Source organism: Pseudoalteromonas sp. Xi13, from assembly GCF_003952205.1.
Lineage (GTDB): Bacteria > Pseudomonadota > Gammaproteobacteria > Enterobacterales > Alteromonadaceae > Pseudoalteromonas > Pseudoalteromonas atlantica.
Genome location: NZ_CP034439.1, coordinates 3,418,496 through 3,435,701, shown reverse-complemented (window position 1 = coordinate 3,435,701; position 17,206 = coordinate 3,418,496). Strand labels below are relative to the sequence as shown.

Genomic DNA, 17,206 nt, shown 5'->3' with positions numbered 1-17,206 from the left:
GTTATGACTACTGCAACCGTAAGTGGAGAATTTAATGTAAATCTGGCCCCAATAGAAGGCTACGCAAGCGGCCAAAACGGCGTTAATTTAGGGCGTATGTCGATAGATAAAACATTTAAAGGTAGCTTAAATGCCACCAGCCAAGGCGAAATGCTAAGCGCCATGACTCCTACACAAGGCAGTGCCGGTTATGTTGCCATAGAGCAAGTAATAGGCGAGCTTGAAGGTAAACAAGGCAGCTTTGTTTTACAGCATTTTGGTACTATGGATAAAGGCCAAGACAGTCTGATTTTAAATGTAATTCCCGACTCAGGCACTCATGAGTTAGATGGGTTAACGGGCAGTATGAAAATACGTATTGAGCAAGGGGTTCACTACTACGATTTTGAATACACGTTATAAAATACACAAGGATTAAAATGCAAAAAGTAATCGAATTTAGGAAGACCCGTTTTTTGGGTGGCGTAGATATAGCCGCATTGAATGACCGCATACAGGAATTAAACCAAGATGGCTGGAAAGTAATAAACGCAGTGCCATTGACAGGTTTTTATGGCCAAGTGCACGGTTATACATTACTTATTGAAACTGACGAGCTTTAAATGACATTTACAGTATGGTTAAGCCTAGCGGCTATTTGTATGATGGGCGCAATGTCGCCAGGGCCAAGTTTAGCGGTGGTTTTAAAGCACTCACTTAACGGCAGTATGAAAAACGGTATGCTTGCAGCGCTCAGCCATGGTACTGGTGTTGGGTTATACGCAGGTGCATCGTTATTAGGGCTAGGCGCTTTAATGATGCAGTTTCCGACTGTTTATCAAATACTGGTGTATTTAGGCGCAGCTTATTTGGCGTATTTAGGTATAAAAATATTGCTAGCAAAACCCAGCAATAACGAACTTGAAGTACAAAAAAGTGAAGTAAGTGCGGGCCAAGCTTTACAAGATGGTTTTGCTATTGCCTTTTTGAATCCCAAGCTCGCTATTTTCTTTTTAGCCTTGTTTTCGCAGTTTATTGACCCTCAGCTACTTACTTTAAGCGTGGGCATAATTATGTGTTTAACCGTGTTTGTAATTGATACCGGCTGGTATTTGCTGGTGGCGTTGCTGACAGAGGTTTCAAAGAATCGCTTTGGCTTTACCAAGCAAAGTCCGTGGCTTGATAAAATACTAGGAGTCGTATTTATTGCCCTTGCGATAAAAGTGGTGCTAAGCCTTTAAAGCGCGTTCCCGATGCAGGGCGCGAGCCTACATGCTCCTGCAGCCTAACCCTCATGCCCTGCATACGTATTCATCACATTATTTTTACCTTTTAGTTACAATTTGTAGGTTGTGTTTTAAACAACACAGCAACACCTGACAACAATAACTCAAAGGTTCACACACATGGACAAGTTTAAACTAAGTGCACTTATGCTGGCTTTATTTGCCGCTAATAGTGCATTGGCTGCAAACGAAGACTCAACAAATCAATCACCCAGCACACAAGCTGAAGATTTAGAAATTATTGAAGTGCGAGGCTTTAGTCGCAGTTTAATTCAATCTTTAAATCAAAAGCGTTTTAGCGATACGGTGTCAGAACAAATTTCTGCCGATGATTTAGGGGCACTGCCTGATATTTCAATGGCCGATGCACTTACCCGATTACCCGGTATTTCAGCGGTACGAACGGGCGGACAAGCGGCGCAAATTAATATACGCGGGCTGTCGGGCGGGTTTGTATTTTCAACACTTAATGGCCGCGAGCAAGTATCTACAAGTGGCAGCCGCAGTATTGAGTTTGACCAATATCCGTCAGAATTAATTAGCTCTGCGGCGGTATACAAATCGCCAAAGGCATCACTTATTGAAGGTGGCGTGGCCGGTACGGTAGAGCTTGAAACCGCCAGCCCACTTAATAATGATCAAACGCATAAATTTGTAGCTAATGTGCGCGGTATGTATAACGACCGCGCCTCAGAGGTATCGGATGCCACTGAATTTGGCGACCGAATTAGTTTTTCGTATCAAGGCAAATATCTAGACGACACGTTAGGCGTAGCGCTGGGCTATGCGCGTTTGTTTCAGCCAAGTGTAGCAACGCAGTTTATTGGCCTTGCGTACAACGACACAAAAGACGTTGATGGCGCAGCTAACGACACCAATGGCCCTTTAGCTAACCCAGAAAACGAATACATTAGCGAAGGCTTTGAGCTACAGCATTTAGGCGGCGAAGAAACCCGTAATGGTTACTTAGCAGCTATAGAGTGGGCGCCGGTAGATAACTTTAAATTAAAAGGTGATGCGTTTTTATCGCGCTTTGATAAAGAGTCATTTGCCCGCGGCCTGAGGGTTAAATTAGGCGGGCCAACAGCTGCATATGCTAACGCTCAGCTCGATGGTAATGCCGTAATAGGCGCAGCGGTTAACCGCACTTCGCAAAGCTATACCCGCGTTGAAATAGTTAACGACGACAACCAAGACTTTGACGAAGTCGACAGTTTTGGTGTTAATGCCGATTGGCAGGTAACCGATAGATTAAGCGTAAATGCCGATGTGTCGCTTTCTCGCGCAAAAAGTAATTTTAGAAATGGCTTACTGTGGAGCTTAGTAGCAGAAGATGCCAATGCAGAAACGCCAGTATTTGATAACAACGTAGCAATTAACTATCAATTAAACGGCTTAAATTTACCTGACGTTGGGTTTAATCAGGCGGCCGCCTTTAGTGATATAGACCGTGTAATGGTCAGTAAATACGGAATTTACCCAGATCAAACAGAAGATGAAGTAACTGCATTTAGGCTCGACTTTAAATACGAGCTAGAAAGCGACATATTTAGCTCAGTAGAGTTTGGTGCGCGCTACTCAGATAGAGAGTACAGCCGTAAACGATCGGTATTTGAGTACGGTAACGACGGGGCGTTTTCAGCAACGCAACCCCCTTTGCGTTTAACCGACGATATGGCCTCTGTGGTTGACTGGCAGGGTGAGTTTAGTTATTTCCCATCGTATTTAGCCATTGACTTAGACAAAGCACTTAACGCATGGTTTCCAGATGGTACGCCAGAGCCTGTTCAAACATGGGGCAACGCCGATGGCGTAGACGACGCGCAAGGTTACACAACTAACTATTCGTGGTCAGTGCTGCAAAGCGGCTCGGTGTTTGAAGATGTGCTAGCTGCGTACGTTATGGTAAACATTAACACGCAAATTGCCGGGCTCGACCTATCGGGCAATGTGGGTGTGCGCCGCGTTGAAACCGACCAATCTGCAACGGTACTAGAGAACGTAGCAGGCGATGCACGCTTAGGTGCGCAAAATATTGTTGATGAGAACGGCATTGTAAATAATTTATACGCACCTAATGTATTAGGCACTAAATACACCGACTACTTACCATCATTAAATTTAAACCTGCAACTTAACGATAATTCACTTGTACGCTTTGCTGCGGCTAAAGTAATGTCGCGTGCGCCAATTAACCGCTTAGCGGGCGATGCCAGTGCAAATGTGAGTGATGATGGGATTATTAATGGTTCAAGTACTAATAACCCATTTTTAAAACCCTTTTATGCCGACCAATACGACTTATCTTACGAATATTATTTTGAAGAAGGTAATGGCACTATCGCTGCGGCGTTATTTTATAAAAATATAGACTCGTTTGTTGAAACCTTATCAATCGAAAACTTCGACTTTAAAGGTAATGGCTTTAATGTACCCGACTTTATAGAAGACCCTGTCAGTGGCGAGCAAGTTGCCACAACTAACGGTATTTACACCACGGCAGTTAATAACGGTGAAGGTGGCTACATTAGAGGGCTAGAGCTTGCGTATACGCAAGTGTTTACCTTTTTACCTTCGCCATTTAATGGCTTAGGCGCTAACGCAAGTTACTCATACACCGAAAGTGAAATTGAATCGATTACCAGTTTAGGGGGCGACACATTAGCGCAATCTTTACCTGGGCTGTCTAATAATGTGCTTAATGCCACGGTGTTTTACTCAATGGATGATTTTGAAACCCGCCTTAATGTGCGTTACCGCGATGAGTTTGTATCAGAGCAGGTTGCCATTAACGAGCAAGTGGTTAATTTTGATGCCGAAACCGTAGTCGACTTTCAAACCTCTTATCGCTTTAGCGACTCGCTAACAATGCTTTTGCAAGTTAATAACTTAACCGATGAACCAACCCAAAGTTACTTTGGCTCAGAGCAACGAACAGGGACGACTCAGTACTTTGGTCGTCAGTTCTACCTTGGTTTTACATACAGTCATTAATTAGCAAACGGAGCGTTTAAAAATGAAAATTATAACTATGTCTAAATATTTGCTAATAACGTTAGCGTTAATGCTATTAGCAGCGTGTGGTGGAACAGATGATGTTGAATCTGGTGAACCATTACTTACCTGTAATGTGCCACAAGTCCCTAATGAAGCGGGAACACAATGTGTCGATCCTGAACCTATATCGTGCCCCGCACCGACAATACCTGATGAAAATAACGAAAGCTGTGTGGTTGGCGCCGACCCAACCCTGCCAGACCCTGTGGTATTTGCAGGGGAAGGAGAGGCGGTTTTATTTTACAACCGCTTAGCCGATGATAACTACGAAGGCTACCGATTACATTCGTGGAATAACGAGGTATGCGATGCTTATGCACCGCCATTTGATACCAGCGATTGGGCTAACGGCCACGAGTACGATGGTATTGACCCTAACTATGGTGCGTACTGGATAATTAACCTTAAAGAGGGTTATAACGAATGTGCCAATTTTATTATTCATATTGGTACAGAAGGGTCAGGTAAAGCGTTTGGTGATGTGGATTTAACCATGCCGCTGATGCAAGACGATGAAACCTTTCAACGTATGAACTTTACCATTCATGGTGAGCCTTCGGTGTTTGAATATCCTATTTTAAGTTTGGGCGAACGCGCAGTCGCTATAGCAGGTGCTTCAGCGCATTGGATTGATTTAAATACTATTTTGTATAAACCAAGTAACGAGCTTACAAGCCTAATTAAGTTGCATTCATCAGCTACGGCTCAGCTTGAAGTGGATATTGATACTGGTTTAAACGGCGATACTGTTACGCTGCAATCAAGCAGTTTAACTGATGAGCAAGCGGCAAAAGTACCGCATTTAACCACTTGGAACGCATACGAAGGAAGTTGGGATACAAACACGGCTAAAGCGCTTATAAAATCGCAGCTTGTTATTGCCGGTTACGATAGTGAAGGTAAGCTGCTAGAAGCAAGCTATGTACAAACCGCTAAAGCTCTCGATGCCCTTTACACACAAGGCGAAGACGACGCTAACGAAGCTGTACTTGGCGTAACTTATGGCAATAACGCGATTGATGTGACTGTGTGGGCACCCACCGCTAATAACATGGTGCTAAACGTGTTTGATGATGCAAAAACACAAGTGCACTCTATACCAATGACATTAAATACACAGACAGGTATTTGGCAAGCAAGTTTAGATATGCAATACGACCGCCACTACTACCGCTTTAATTTTGATGTTTACCACCCACTGACTCAGCAAATAGAGTCGCTTTGGAGTACAGACCCTTACTCACTCAATGTATCTACCAATGGCTTATACAGCCAGCTGATTAATTTAGCCGATGATGACACTAAGCCAGAAGGCTGGGATGAGCGTATCGTGCCTACTATTACTAACCCAGAAGATGCGGTTATTTATGAAGGTCATGTACGTGATTTTAGTGTGCGTGATCAGTCAGTAAGCGAAGCAAACCGCGGTAAATACCTTGCATTCACTGAGCTTGAAAGCGTGCCAATGCAGCACCTTAAGCAATTAGCAGATAAAGGCTTAACACACTTTCATTTACTGCCAGTGACTGATATTGGCACCATTGAAGAGGATGCCTCGCAGCGTGTGGAAATTACAGACACCTTAGGTAAATTATGTGAGCGTATTAACGATGAAGCTGATGCATGTAAAATCGAAGATAAAAACAGCACCATTGTCGATATTATGCAAAGTTACCTACCTGGCTCAGACGATGCACAAGCATTAGCCAGTGCGATGCGTGATTTAGATGGCTTTAACTGGGGTTACGATCCGCATTACTTTATAGCGCCTGAAGGCTCGTATGCCTCAAGCCCAGAGGGCATTGCCCGCGTTAAAGAAACCCGCGCCATGGTGCAATCACTGCAAGAAGTAGGACTTCGTGTTGTACTGGATGTGGTTTATAACCACACAACATCATCGGGTATTTGGGATAAGTCGGTATTTGATAAGCTAGTACCGGGTTACTACCATCGCTATAACGAAGTAAGTGGTGAAATAGAGCGCTCAACGTGTTGTGAAAATACAGCTACAGAGCATGTAATGATGGATAAGTTTGTTACTGATTCATTGGTTATTTTAGCGCGTGAATTTGGCTACGACAGTTTTAGATTTGATGTAATGGGGCATATGCCTAAATCATCAATATTAGCTGCGCGTGAAGCCGTGCAAGCAGTTGACCCTGATAACTATTTTTACGGTGAAGGCTGGGATTTTGGTGAAGTAGCTAACAATCGTTTATTCACACAAGCTAAACAGGCTGATATGGCAGGCTCAGAGGTGGGTACATTTAACGACCGTATTCGTGAAGCCGTGCGTGGTGGTGCAATGTTCAGCAATAACCCGACAGATGGCAACCTAGCCGAACAAGATACGTTACGGTTATCGCTGGCGGGCAACTTACAAAATTACATTTTAAAAGACTTTAAAGGTAACTCATCTAAGGGCAATAGCTTTACTTGGAATACTCAGCCAACAGCGTATGCACTAGACCCAGCGGATAGCATTCATTACGTATCAAAACACGATAACGAAACACTGTGGGATCAGTTGCAATACAAACATGCATCAAGCATGAGTATTGAGCAACGTGTGCGCGCGCACAACATGGCATTGTCTATTCCACTTATGAGCCAAGGCATTCCTTTTATGCAATTGGGCGCTGATTTACTGCGTTCTAAGTCAATGGATCGTGATAGCTATAATGCCGGTGATTGGTTTAATGCTGTTGATTTAACCAAAGAGAATAATAACTGGAACATTGGTTTACCAAACGCAGAGAAGAACCAAGAAAAATGGTCTGAAATTATGCCTATATCTGCTAATCCAGATGCACAGGCAATGCCGCAAGACATAGCTTATGCAGGTGATGTATTTAACGAGTTTTTACAAATACGTAGCAGCAGCCCACTATTTAGATTAACCACAGAGCAAGATGTCATTGAGCGAGTGGGTTTTCATAACGTAGGTAAAGCGCAGCAACATGGCTTAATTGTAATGAGCATTGATGATGGCGAAGGACTCACAGACTTAGACCCAGCATTTGACGCGCTTGTAGTGGTGATTAACGCAACCGAGCAAACCCTTAGCCATACTATTGCCACCGCGGCGGGTTTTGAATTACACGATGTATTAAAAAACAGTGTTGATGCAAGCATGGCCAGCGCCAATTTTGCCCAAGGCGATAACGAAGGCACATTTACTGTACCGCCTTACACATTAGCTGTTTTTACTAAAAACCAAGGTGAGAGCCAAGGTGTTGGTTTAAGTGCAAATGCAACCGTAGGCGCGCCTGATGTAGTACCTTATGGCAGCACCGCTGTGTTTGTGCGCGGAACTTTAAACGACTGGGGCACACGTGATGTATTTGAATATATTGGTGAGGGAGAATACCGTATAGCAATTGCACTAAGCGCTGGCGATTACGAATTTAAAATTGCCTCAGAAGATTGGTCTACAGTTGATTTTGGTGCGCTTACTGACGCTGATAAAGAGGTAGTTGAAAATCAAAGTGAGCCATTAACGCGCTCAGGTGCAAACATGACCTTTAGCGCTGCTATTGATGCAACCTATGTATTTTCGCTTGACGCTTCAAACCCTGAAAATCCAACGCTTACTTTATACAACGAAGAGCCATTTGTAGGCACCGCTATTTATGTGCGCGGTACGCTTAATGATTGGGGAGTAACCGATGAGCTAAGTTATAAAGGTAAAGGCATTTACACCTTTACTAAAACACTGAGCGCTGCAAGCTATGAATTTAAAATCGCATCAGAAGATTGGAGCACGGTTGATTATGGCTCGGCTGAGGGTGATGCCAGTGTAATGGTTGGCACCGCTGAGCAGTTGTCGGTTGCGGGGGCAAATATGACCATAGACATTGCCGAGCAAGGTGAATACCAATTTATATTTGACGCCAGTGATTTAAATAACGTATCGCTAAAAGTGCTCAACGGTGAAATGTTTGCACAAACACCGGTGTTTATTCGCGGCAGCTTAAATGACTGGAGTACTGATAACCCACTTATGTACGAGGGTGATGCAATTTACTCTGCTTCTATTGAATTAGAAGTGGGCGACTACGAATTTAAAGTAGCGTCTGAAGATTGGAGCACAGTGGATTACGGTGGAGCAGGCGATACGCCGGTAGTGGTAATTGATGAACTAACACCACTTGAAGCGGTAGGTGCCAACATAACACTGAATATTACCGAACAAGGTACCTACACGTTTAATGTAATAGGCCCAGATAGAGAAAATGTAAGCATACTTATCAACAAGCAGTAGCAGTTATATTTTCCCAAACCTAAGCCGAGCATAGCCCTGTATGCTCGGCTTTTTTAATGCTTAATTAATGCCTAACAAAAGGGGCATTAAAAACGATAGTTAACCGACATCATCACAGTCGTGGTGTTATCGGTATCAATAATGGGTGAGTTTTCAATATCAGAATCGAGCTGCTTATAGTTAAGCATGGCATTTACGTTCCAGTTTTTATTAATGTAATACATTAAAAATAAACCCGCATTGTAGTTAACCGTAGAACTAAGTTCGTAAGGCGCATAGGTGGTAGATTCGCCCTGTGCTACACCATAATAATAGTTAGATACATCACTGCTATTTAGCTCAACACCCACAGAAGGAACGAGCATTAGTTGTTTAGATAACTTAATAGGGTAACTGTAATTGGTTTTAAATTTAGCGCCATCGCCGTGGCCTATTACATCATGGGTAGCACTGGCGCTTATTTTACCAAAGCTTGCAGTGTAACTAACCTGCGTACCAGCGTAGAGTGATAGCTTTCTATCGTCTAAGGCTTTTATGGCTGCAAGGTCTGAATCTGAGGTATCAAAGTTATCACCTGGCTCTAAAACTAATGACCAGTTAAAACCTTGCTGCTCCACTAATTTATAATCAAGCGACAAACCTTTAAAACTAAGCCTTTCGCCTTCGTAAGTAATGATAGGTAAAAATAGCGTTTCACTGTCGGTACCTGCATAAGGTGAGCTGGTAGAAATGACACCGCCCCCTAATGAAAACTGCGACTCAGCTTGAGCAGTAATACTGCCAAGTGCAAGTGTGCCAACTAATAACCGTAGTGAGTTTTGTATATAAGTGTTCATAGGAGCCTTGGTGTTAAGTAAAAAGTGAAAATTGTTTGCGATAAGTAAAGTGTGCCGCAACGCTATTAGGCTTTAGTGTAGCTATATTTTTGATTGGCGTTTGTAAGAGAGTGTATGAAAGTTTATCTGAATGTAAGTGGATTAATACTCAGGCTTTTAATAAAGATAAAACCTGAGTATGGGTGCTTTAAGCGTGTTGATTTAATTTAAATTGTTTACGGCTATACATAAATAATAGCGTGCCTGGAATATATAAAATAAGTGAAAGCGCTAATGTGTTTAGCCCCGCAGCATAAACAAGCCATAAACCATACACACTTGCGCCTAAACCCATTAGCTTAATGGGTACCGAGAGCTTTTGTGCAAAGGCGACTTTTACCATATAGGCGGCAACTAAAAAGTACGGCACCAATATCATAGACGTTGATACAAGCACTAAGGTGTTATAACTCTCGCCAGTAAATAAAATAAGCACTAAGCAAAGTTGCACTGTAAGGCTGGTTAAAGTTAATGACGCTATAGAGGTTCCGTTATGATTTTGCTTTTTAAAAACGTTAGGAAATGCGCCGTATTTAGCCGCGCTGTTAGGCACTTCGGCGGCGTAAATAATCCAACTTAAGTAAGAAGCCAGTACCGACACAATAAGCCCCGCATTTATAATAACTTTGCCTGTAGTGCCACTCATCATGGCCATAATGCCCGCCATTGAAGGGTTACTAAGTTGGGCAATAGTGCTTTGGTTCATTATCCCAAATGACAGCATGGTAATAGCAATATATAAAATAAGCGCTGCAACAACGCCTATCACCGTGGCTAGGCCAATATCTTTACGGTTTTTGGCACGAGCAGAGAGCACAGCAGCCCCTTCAATACCGGTAAATACCCATAAAGTAATAAGCATGGTATTTTTTACTTGATCAATAAAGTCTGTTTGCACACTCACATGGCTTTGATTTGCCTTAAATACGTTAGGGTCAAAATAAGCATAAGCAAAGCCGATAAATAGCAACAGCGGGATCACTTTAGCGATAGTGCCAAGCAGGTTGATGAAAGAGGCCTGTTTAATGCCCTTAACAATAATTAAATGCACAGCCCATAAAATAATAGATTCGCAAATAAACGCCATAAGGGTATTACCCTGGCCAAATAGAGTGAATGTTGGCGTATCTACAAATGCGCCTAAAGCAGCAAAAGCCACGACTAAATAACCCACCACCCCAATGGTGGCGCAAAGCCAATAGCCCCATGCAGATAAAAAGCCCGCTAGTTCGCCAAAGCCTTCTCTAGCATAAATATAAATGCCGCCGTCGAGCTCTGGCTTAGCGCGAGATAATTGTAAAAAACACCCTGCAAGCAATAAAATACCTACACCGGTGATAAGCCAGCCTACTAAAACAGCATTTACACCAGCCACTTCGGCCATATTTTGTGGCAGACTAAATATCCCAGCCCCTACCATTGCACTAAATACCAGCGCGGTAAGTGCGACTAATCCAATTTTATTTTCTTTCATTTTACTACTTACATGTAAGCTAATAATTAGCGTTATAAAGAGGCAAAGTGCTGATTTAACGTTGCAATGTGTTCAGGGCCTATGCCGCAGCAGCCACCAATTATGCTAGCACCTTGTTGTTGCCATTGCTTAGCCCATTGCAAGTAAGAAAGCGGGGTTAAGTCTTTGCGAACCTCATCTAACCCTTCGTTAGCTGTGGCTTCTTTAGTTTGTGGCGCAAATGCATTTGCGTAAGCACCCACTTGAACATGCTCTGCTTTTTGTGCTTTTAGTTCCTTTTGGGTTAGAACTAAAGCTTGCTCTATTACCTCAGGCTGGCAGCAATTAAATAAAATGCCTTTTACATTTTCTTTTAGCATTGCAGTGACCGCATCTTGCACCGACTCGCCCGAGCGCAGCTTGGCTTGCTCGTTGGGGTTTTCATCGTCAAGGGTAAAGGCAACCCACACAGGTTTTTGATTATCACTTACTTTACTGATTAGTGCTTTAATATCGAGCGCTTCTTGAATGAGGCTTTGGGTTTCTATTAACCACAGGTCGGCATAAGGTGCTAGGCCTTCTATTAAAGGCGTGGCAATGCGTGTTAGTTGCTCTGCTTGGTATAAATCTGGGCGATATGAGCCAAACATAGGAGGTAAACTTGCCGCTATTTTTGTGCCTTTATTGTGTTGCTCGACCGCTTTTTGAGCTGCTAGTCCGGCGGTTGCAGCCAGTGATTTAGCAGATTGGTTAAAGCGTTCTTCGCCAATATGAAAAGGCACTAATGCATAGCTATTTGTGGTAATAACAGTGGCACCACTTTGTATAAAGTTACTATGAGCCTGCGTTACTTTGTCAGGGGCTTCTATTACTGCCAATGCTGACCACTCAGGTTGCTGAAATGGCGCACCAATACGAGTGAGCTCTCTGCTCATGCCGCCATCGAGTAAAGTTAGAGTATGAGTTGTCATTATGTTCCCTTTGTATGAGATAATTTCACTTTGGATGTTTAGACGTCTATAAAGCCATTAGCCAGAATATAAAGCACACAATTAGGTTAAACAACCCTATAAATTAAAATAATGGGCGTATTAACTAAGCGTTATCATTGCTTAACAACCTCGTTAAATTGCATTGAAGTAATTGATCACGTAACTTAAACAAGCAGTGTATTTTACTAGCAGTAAAGCGCTGTGTTTGAGTAGATTAAGGATAAACCAATGAGCAACTCTATTTTAAAAAGTGCCAGCTTTGATCCCAAAGTGAAGCAATATTGGATGACCATGGCATGCTTTTTTAGTGCCCTTGCATTAGTGACCATTCCACTTATACCTGTGGTGTTATTTGTTGTATGGCTGGTGGCGGGTAAAATATTGGCCGCTATGTCGGCGCAATTACTCACGCAAAAGCTGGTTGTTAAACGCGGCATTTTATTTAAAGAAGAAAAATCTATACCGCTTGAAAAAATAACCGATGTGGGGCTGAACCAAGGGCCGCTTATGCGCTTTTTTAGGTTATACCGCTTAAGCTTTGAAACCGCAGGGCAGTCGGGTCATGGTGCATTAGTGTCATTACTTGGTGTTGAAAATGCCAGTGAGTTTAGAGAAGCCATACTTGAGCAAAAAGATAACTTAGCTGCGCAAACCCCTAAAACACAGGAGCTTGCTGAAGAACACCTCAACCAAGCATTACTTGCTCGCTTAGTTGAGGTAGTAGAGCGCATAGATACGCGTTTGGCAGCTTTAGAGGCGAAGCGTTAAGCGTTTTGTAATTGAGCCTGACCAGCCAGCATACTTAGCTCTTTGGTACGGCTTTCAACAACCTGATATTCGCGCGCTTTAATTGTACTTATATAATTCCACTTAGCACTGGCTTTTGCAGGTGTAAATGTAACGGTTAAATAGCCGCGCTCCACTAAATTATTATAAGCAAGGTCATCAACTAATAAGGCAATTACTTGCTCTATTTGCGCTACGGTTTGCGCATCTTGTGTGTTTAGCGCTAAATATTCTTCAAGCCCTGGTGATGAAACCGATGCCGTTGCAAATTCCACCCCAGCATTTTGTGAGGCTGCAATAGGGTTACTGGCATCAGTTTTAAGCTGTCCAGCCCACCCGTTATGAGTATCTCCGGCTAAAACTACTAAGTTTTTTTGTGCTGCAATAGCGGTACCTAATAATACTTCTCGCTCGTAGGCATAGCCATCCCACGCATCAAGGTTATACGGTATGGTGGTTTGAACACGGGCAAGCTCTGCCTCGGTTACACTTGGGTCGCCCGCTAATACACGGCCTTTAATTTGCGCCAGCTCTGCAAATAATACATTGGCCTGTGCGAGCAATTCACTTGGATCGCCTCCGTTTGCCTGTGCACTTTGTAAGCTAGCAAGTAGTAACATGACCTCTACTGGTAAGTGCATTTTTGTCATTAGCACCTGTTGCCCTAGCACTTGCCACTGTGTGCTTGAGGTAGTGATGGCATCGCTAAGCCAGGTAAGTTGTTCGCTGCCTAATAATGCACGGTCAGTTGCACCTATTGCTGCAGCAAATGCGCTTTGCCCTGCAGGGGAGGTAAGGTCAAAATCACTATAGTTAAGCTGCTCATCACGCGCTAATACACGAGTATCTAGCATGTATAAAGAGACTAAATTACCAAACTCAAAGCGTCGGTAAATACGTTCTTTGTCGGCTACATTACGAATTGGCATCCACTCAAAGTAGGCTTGTAGTGCATTGAGTTTACGTTGGCTAAATTCGCCTTCACCTTCGTTATGGTTTTCTGCGCCTTCGCGCCATGTGTCGTTGGTGATTTCGTGGTCGTCCCACACTGTTATAAATGCACAGTGGCTATGGGCTGCTTGTAAGTCGGCATCGAGGCGATAATTTGCATAGCGTTTTCTATAATCGGTCAGTGCGATAATTTCGCTGCTGTTATCTAATGGTAGCAGGCGGTCTAACTGTGCGGCGTCTTCGGTTGCATAACCCGTATTGCTGTATTCGTATATGTAATCACCTAAGTGCAGTACCGCATCTAAATCGCTTTGCTTAGCAATTTCGCCATACACATGAAAATACCCGGCAGGGTAATTTGCGCACGATACAACGGCTAATTTCACCTGATCAACCGCACCGACAGGAAGCGTTTTTCCTTGTCCGATAGGGGAGGTTTTTCCGTGTGCATTGAAGCGATAGTAATAAACGGTGTTGGCATCAAGCCCTTGTAAATCAACTTTAAGAGTAAAGTCGGTGGTATCACTGATATGTGTTTCACCATCGTGAACAATATTTGTAAAGCTTTGGTCGGTGGCGGCTTGCCATTGTACTTTTAACGATTTAGTTGTTACATCGAGTGGGGTTACACGGGTCCAAATAATTAAGCTATCGCTTAGCGGGTCGCCGCTGGCAACGCCGTGGTCAAAGCTAACGGGTGTGTCGTCATCATCGTCAAAACGACAACCTGTTAAACCAAGTGATAATACGGCAGCGCCAAATCCTGCTGCCGATGCTTTTAAAAAACTTCTCCGTGTAAATGCCATTGCTTTGTACCTGTAAAGTGTAAAAAGCAAAGTGTAGGCAATTTAGGTTACTTTTTTGTGAAGCAATTAAAAAACTTCACTTACTTGCGTTGCATTACACGTAATAACGGTAACGTTTTCGTAGCCTACGCGGGTTAGCGCTTCTGCACCTAAGGTGGCGCGGGCACCGCTGGCACAATGTAAGTAAATAGGGCGTGCAGCGTCTTTTTCTATTTCCATTAGCTTCATTTCGAGTAATCCGCGTGGAATATTTATTGCCCCTACCGCAGCTACATTGGCATGCTCAGCGGGTTCGCGTACATCAATAAGTAAACCTTTATTTTGTTCTAGCTCTTGCTTTGCTTGCGCTGCATCAATACGGCGTTGGTTAGGTGTGATAATTTTTAGTAAATCAGGAATTGAAGTAAGCATTAGTCTGTAAATCCTCTTTTGCGCAAAAAAGTCATTAATGGGCACCATTTAGTGTAGGCGGATTGCACTAAGTTAATACCAATAAATAACGTTAAAAATTGAAAGTTACTATCAACAAAGTAGCTTAAAAGCACAGAAATTGTAACGGCACTTCCGCCAATTAAGAGTATGGCGTCACTTATTTACATGAATTGATCTTAATATTAGTTTTTTCTAATGTTAATTATATTAGAACTTGCTAATGTAAAAGTCTATAATTAAAACACCCAAAATAATTAAGTATCGCAATGAATATTGAACAACTTGCAGAAAACGCTCAGCAGGCAGAGCAATTTTTAAAATTAATGGCAAATAAAAACCGTTTAATGATTTTATGTAGTTTATTGCAAGGTGAACAAAGTGTGGGTGAGTTAAATCAAAATGTTCCGTTGGCACAGTCTGCTTTGTCTCAGCATTTGGCGAGTTTACGTAACGCCCAGCTAGTGGCAACTCGCCGTGAGGGACATACAATTTATTATTCGTTAATTGACCCAAAGGTTGAGTCGATTATTACGTTACTATACGAATGGTTTTGTAAGCAAAGTACGGCTGAGTAATTTGCTTTAAATAAAAGTGGCAATCTCATCAAGCGACTTTTTATCAAGTGCATGGGCAGGTACAGTTGCATCGTCACTTGGGTAGCCCGCAATAAGTAACATGTAAGGACGTTCGTTGTCTTTGTCGCGCTTACAAATGTCGGTTAAAAAACTCATTGGTTTAGGTGTATGGGTAAGCGTAGCTAAGCCGCAGCGGTGCAGGGCTTGTATTAAAAACCCAGTAGCCAGCCCTACTGATTCGTGCACATAATAATTGGTGTTTTTATCATCCGTATTCACACCGCCTTTTTTTTGACTAAATACGGCAATAAGCCAAGGCGCATACTCTAAATAGGGTTTATTGGCGTCGGTACCTAACGGCTTTAGCGCATCAAGCCACTCTTCTCCTGCTCTGCCTTCATAAAAAGAGCGCTCTAGTTTTTCGGCGGCCTCTCTTATTTGTTTTTTTACATCGCTACTGTTTATAGCTACAAAATGCCACGGTTGATGATTCGCTCCACTTGGCGCGGTACCTGCTGCTTTTATACAGGCTTCAATTATATTTTTAGGCACAGGTCGGTCGCTAAAGCTGCGAATACTATGGCGGCGCTGGCTGGTTTGTAAAAATTCGTTTGCGCGTTTTAGCATTTCATCGTGAGGGTATTCTATAAAATCGTTTAGTGGTTGGCTTTGATGTTTTTGCATGGCTTTACGCTTTTTATAAAGTGTGTGTGGTTTTTATACCGACTGAATAAATGCGAGGCAAGTATTATTACCTGTTGTGTTTATTTATTGTTACAAAATTAACCATGGTGTAACTTATGTTCCTTTTTTTAATGTGGTATAAAAAGCGCAATAAAAAAACTATTAAAATTCAAGGAAGTAAAAATGCTATCAATAACAGGGTTATCTAAAACCTACGATAATGGCGTACATGCACTACAAGGTGTTGATTTATCTATAGGAAAAGGAATGTTTGGGCTGCTTGGGCCAAATGGGGCCGGTAAATCATCACTAATGCGTACTATTTCTACGTTGCAATCTGCCGATTCGGGTTCAATCACGTTTGATGGTATTGATGTTTTTAAAGACCCACAGGCTTTGCGCCAACGTTTAGGTTATCTCCCGCAAGATTTTGGTGTATACCCACGTGTTAGTGCTTACGACTTGCTAGACCATATGGCTGTTTTAAAGGGCATTCATAATAAAGGCGAGCGTAAAGAGTCGGTAGAAGGCTTGCTTGCACATACTAATTTATATCAACATCGCTCAAAAGCGGTAAGTGGCTTTTCGGGCGGTATGCGCCAGCGTTTTGGTATTGCACAAGCCTTACTAGGTGACCCTGATTTACTAATTGTTGATGAACCAACAGCAGGGTTAGATCCTGAGGAGCGAAATCGTTTTCATAACTTGCTAGTAAGCTTAGGCGAGCAAAAAGTCGTTATATTATCGACTCACATTGTTGAAGATGTGGCAGAGCTGTGCCCAAACATGGCCGTACTGGCAGGCGGAAAAATACTATTAGAGGGTAACCCCATTGCCCTTACCGATAAACTCCAAGGTCAAATTTGGCGCAAAGCCATGAGCCAAGAAGAAGCACTAGAGCTTGAGCCGCAACTGCCTGTTATTTCAAAACGCTTATTTGCTGGGCAAACCATATTACATGTATTAGCCAATGAAGCCCCTGAAGGTTTTGAGCTCAGCAGTGCAAACCTAGAAGATGTGTATTTTTCTACGTTGCTTAATCATCGTAACAGCCAAGTAGCATAAG

The 17,206-nt window shown here is 42.8% G+C and carries 15 protein-coding genes; 8 read left to right on the top strand and 7 right to left on the bottom strand.

Going from position 1 to position 17,206, the window contains the following annotated elements; translation table 11 throughout:
- Positions 1-3 precede the first annotated feature (3 nt).
- The 5 genes from EJ103_RS15490 (at position 4) to EJ103_RS15470 (ending at position 8,586) form a co-directional block, all read left to right on the top strand.
- Positions 4-402 carry a DUF3224 domain-containing protein gene (locus EJ103_RS15490; RefSeq protein ID WP_126008477.1) on the top strand — a complete coding sequence of 133 codons (399 nt, stop codon included), beginning with the start codon at positions 4-6 and terminating at the stop codon, positions 400-402.
- Positions 403-419: 17 nt separating this feature from the next.
- Entirely contained in the window at positions 420-602 is a 183-nt protein-coding gene (locus EJ103_RS15485) for a hypothetical protein (RefSeq protein WP_126008475.1), read from the top strand.
- Complete coding sequence (locus tag EJ103_RS15480; protein ID WP_004589230.1) at positions 603-1,220, top strand: LysE family translocator; 618 nt, start codon at positions 603-605, stop codon at positions 1,218-1,220.
- A 165-nt stretch (positions 1,221-1,385) separates the two neighbouring features.
- Positions 1,386-4,259 (top strand): TonB-dependent receptor, encoded by a 2,874-nt coding sequence (locus EJ103_RS15475; RefSeq protein ID WP_126008473.1) that lies wholly within the window; start codon positions 1,386-1,388, stop codon positions 4,257-4,259.
- Positions 4,260-4,281: 22 nt separating this feature from the next.
- Complete coding sequence (locus tag EJ103_RS15470) at positions 4,282-8,586, top strand: alpha-1,6-glucosidase domain-containing protein (RefSeq protein WP_126008471.1); 4,305 nt, start codon at positions 4,282-4,284, stop codon at positions 8,584-8,586.
- A gap of 86 nt (positions 8,587-8,672) precedes the next feature.
- Here EJ103_RS15470 and EJ103_RS15465 read toward each other — a convergent pair whose 3' ends face one another.
- The 3 genes from EJ103_RS15465 to EJ103_RS15455 all read right to left on the bottom strand — a co-directional run bounded on the left by EJ103_RS15465 (position 8,673) and on the right by EJ103_RS15455 (position 11,885).
- Positions 8,673-9,422 (bottom strand): MipA/OmpV family protein, encoded by a 750-nt coding sequence (locus EJ103_RS15465; RefSeq protein ID WP_126008469.1) that lies wholly within the window; start codon positions 9,420-9,422, stop codon positions 8,673-8,675.
- Positions 9,423-9,609: 187 nt separating this feature from the next.
- Complete coding sequence (locus EJ103_RS15460; protein ID WP_126008467.1) at positions 9,610-10,935, bottom strand: basic amino acid/polyamine antiporter; 1,326 nt, start codon at positions 10,933-10,935, stop codon at positions 9,610-9,612.
- Between the two features lie 32 nt (positions 10,936-10,967).
- A complete protein-coding gene (locus EJ103_RS15455) occupies positions 10,968-11,885 on the bottom strand; it encodes a homocysteine S-methyltransferase family protein (RefSeq protein WP_206435485.1) in 918 nt (305 codons plus the stop codon).
- A 249-nt stretch (positions 11,886-12,134) separates the two neighbouring features.
- On the opposite strand from EJ103_RS15455, the gene EJ103_RS15450 reads away from it, so the two are divergent.
- Entirely contained in the window at positions 12,135-12,674 is a 540-nt protein-coding gene (locus EJ103_RS15450) for a PH domain-containing protein (RefSeq protein ID WP_126008465.1), read from the top strand.
- On the opposite strand, the gene EJ103_RS15445 is transcribed toward EJ103_RS15450, so the two are convergent.
- The 3 genes from EJ103_RS15445 to EJ103_RS15435 form a co-directional block, all read right to left on the bottom strand.
- On the bottom strand, positions 12,671-14,449 hold the full coding sequence (locus tag EJ103_RS15445) for an alkaline phosphatase D family protein (protein WP_004589223.1): 1,779 nt from the start codon (positions 14,447-14,449) through the stop codon (positions 12,671-12,673). The two genes, EJ103_RS15450 and EJ103_RS15445, sit on opposite strands and share 4 nt — an antisense overlap.
- 66 nt (positions 14,450-14,515) lie before the next feature.
- Positions 14,516-14,860, bottom strand: coding sequence for a rhodanese-like domain-containing protein (locus tag EJ103_RS15440; RefSeq protein WP_004589222.1), 345 nt, complete (start codon positions 14,858-14,860; stop codon positions 14,516-14,518).
- Positions 14,860-15,021, bottom strand: a complete 162-nt coding sequence (locus EJ103_RS15435; RefSeq protein WP_277600532.1) for a DUF2892 domain-containing protein — start codon at positions 15,019-15,021, stop codon at positions 14,860-14,862. The genes EJ103_RS15440 and EJ103_RS15435 overlap by 1 nt, the downstream gene beginning before the upstream one ends.
- A gap of 126 nt (positions 15,022-15,147) precedes the next feature.
- Between EJ103_RS15435 and EJ103_RS15430 the strand changes: the two genes are divergently transcribed.
- A complete protein-coding gene (locus EJ103_RS15430; RefSeq protein WP_004589220.1) occupies positions 15,148-15,456 on the top strand; it encodes a metalloregulator ArsR/SmtB family transcription factor in 309 nt (102 codons plus the stop codon).
- Between the two features lie 6 nt (positions 15,457-15,462).
- On the opposite strand, the gene EJ103_RS15425 is transcribed toward EJ103_RS15430, so the two are convergent.
- Positions 15,463-16,140, bottom strand: coding sequence for a nitroreductase family protein (locus EJ103_RS15425; protein ID WP_126008463.1), 678 nt, complete (start codon positions 16,138-16,140; stop codon positions 15,463-15,465).
- A gap of 183 nt (positions 16,141-16,323) precedes the next feature.
- On the opposite strand from EJ103_RS15425, the gene EJ103_RS15420 reads away from it, so the two are divergent.
- Positions 16,324-17,205 (top strand): ABC transporter ATP-binding protein, encoded by an 882-nt coding sequence (locus EJ103_RS15420; protein WP_029773142.1) that lies wholly within the window; start codon positions 16,324-16,326, stop codon positions 17,203-17,205.
- Position 17,206: the final 1 nt, after the last annotated feature.

What these genes read in the sequence shown, in the direction of transcription:
- EJ103_RS15450 (WP_126008465.1), top strand. Translation starts at nt 12,135, where the DNA reads ATGAGCAACTCTATTTTAAAAAGTGCCAGCTTTGATCCCAAAGTGAAG.
- EJ103_RS15425 (WP_126008463.1), bottom strand. Translation starts at nt 16,140, where the DNA reads ATGCAAAAACATCAAAGCCAACCACTAAACGATTTTATAGAATACCCT.
- EJ103_RS15460 (WP_126008467.1), bottom strand. Translation starts at nt 10,935, where the DNA reads ATGAAAGAAAATAAAATTGGATTAGTCGCACTTACCGCGCTGGTATTT.
- EJ103_RS15455 (WP_206435485.1), bottom strand. Translation starts at nt 11,885, where the DNA reads ATGACAACTCATACTCTAACTTTACTCGATGGCGGCATGAGCAGAGAG.
- EJ103_RS15430 (WP_004589220.1), top strand. Translation starts at nt 15,148, where the DNA reads ATGAATATTGAACAACTTGCAGAAAACGCTCAGCAGGCAGAGCAATTT.
- EJ103_RS15420 (WP_029773142.1), top strand. Translation starts at nt 16,324, where the DNA reads ATGCTATCAATAACAGGGTTATCTAAAACCTACGATAATGGCGTACAT.
- EJ103_RS15470 (WP_126008471.1), top strand. Translation starts at nt 4,282, where the DNA reads ATGAAAATTATAACTATGTCTAAATATTTGCTAATAACGTTAGCGTTA.
- EJ103_RS15445 (WP_004589223.1), bottom strand. Translation starts at nt 14,449, where the DNA reads ATGGCATTTACACGGAGAAGTTTTTTAAAAGCATCGGCAGCAGGATTT.
- EJ103_RS15480 (WP_004589230.1), top strand. Translation starts at nt 603, where the DNA reads ATGACATTTACAGTATGGTTAAGCCTAGCGGCTATTTGTATGATGGGC.
- EJ103_RS15440 (WP_004589222.1), bottom strand. Translation starts at nt 14,860, where the DNA reads ATGCTTACTTCAATTCCTGATTTACTAAAAATTATCACACCTAACCAA.
- EJ103_RS15485 (WP_126008475.1), top strand. Translation starts at nt 420, where the DNA reads ATGCAAAAAGTAATCGAATTTAGGAAGACCCGTTTTTTGGGTGGCGTA.
- EJ103_RS15465 (WP_126008469.1), bottom strand. Translation starts at nt 9,422, where the DNA reads ATGAACACTTATATACAAAACTCACTACGGTTATTAGTTGGCACACTT.
- EJ103_RS15490 (WP_126008477.1), top strand. Translation starts at nt 4, where the DNA reads ATGACTACTGCAACCGTAAGTGGAGAATTTAATGTAAATCTGGCCCCA.
- EJ103_RS15475 (WP_126008473.1), top strand. Translation starts at nt 1,386, where the DNA reads ATGGACAAGTTTAAACTAAGTGCACTTATGCTGGCTTTATTTGCCGCT.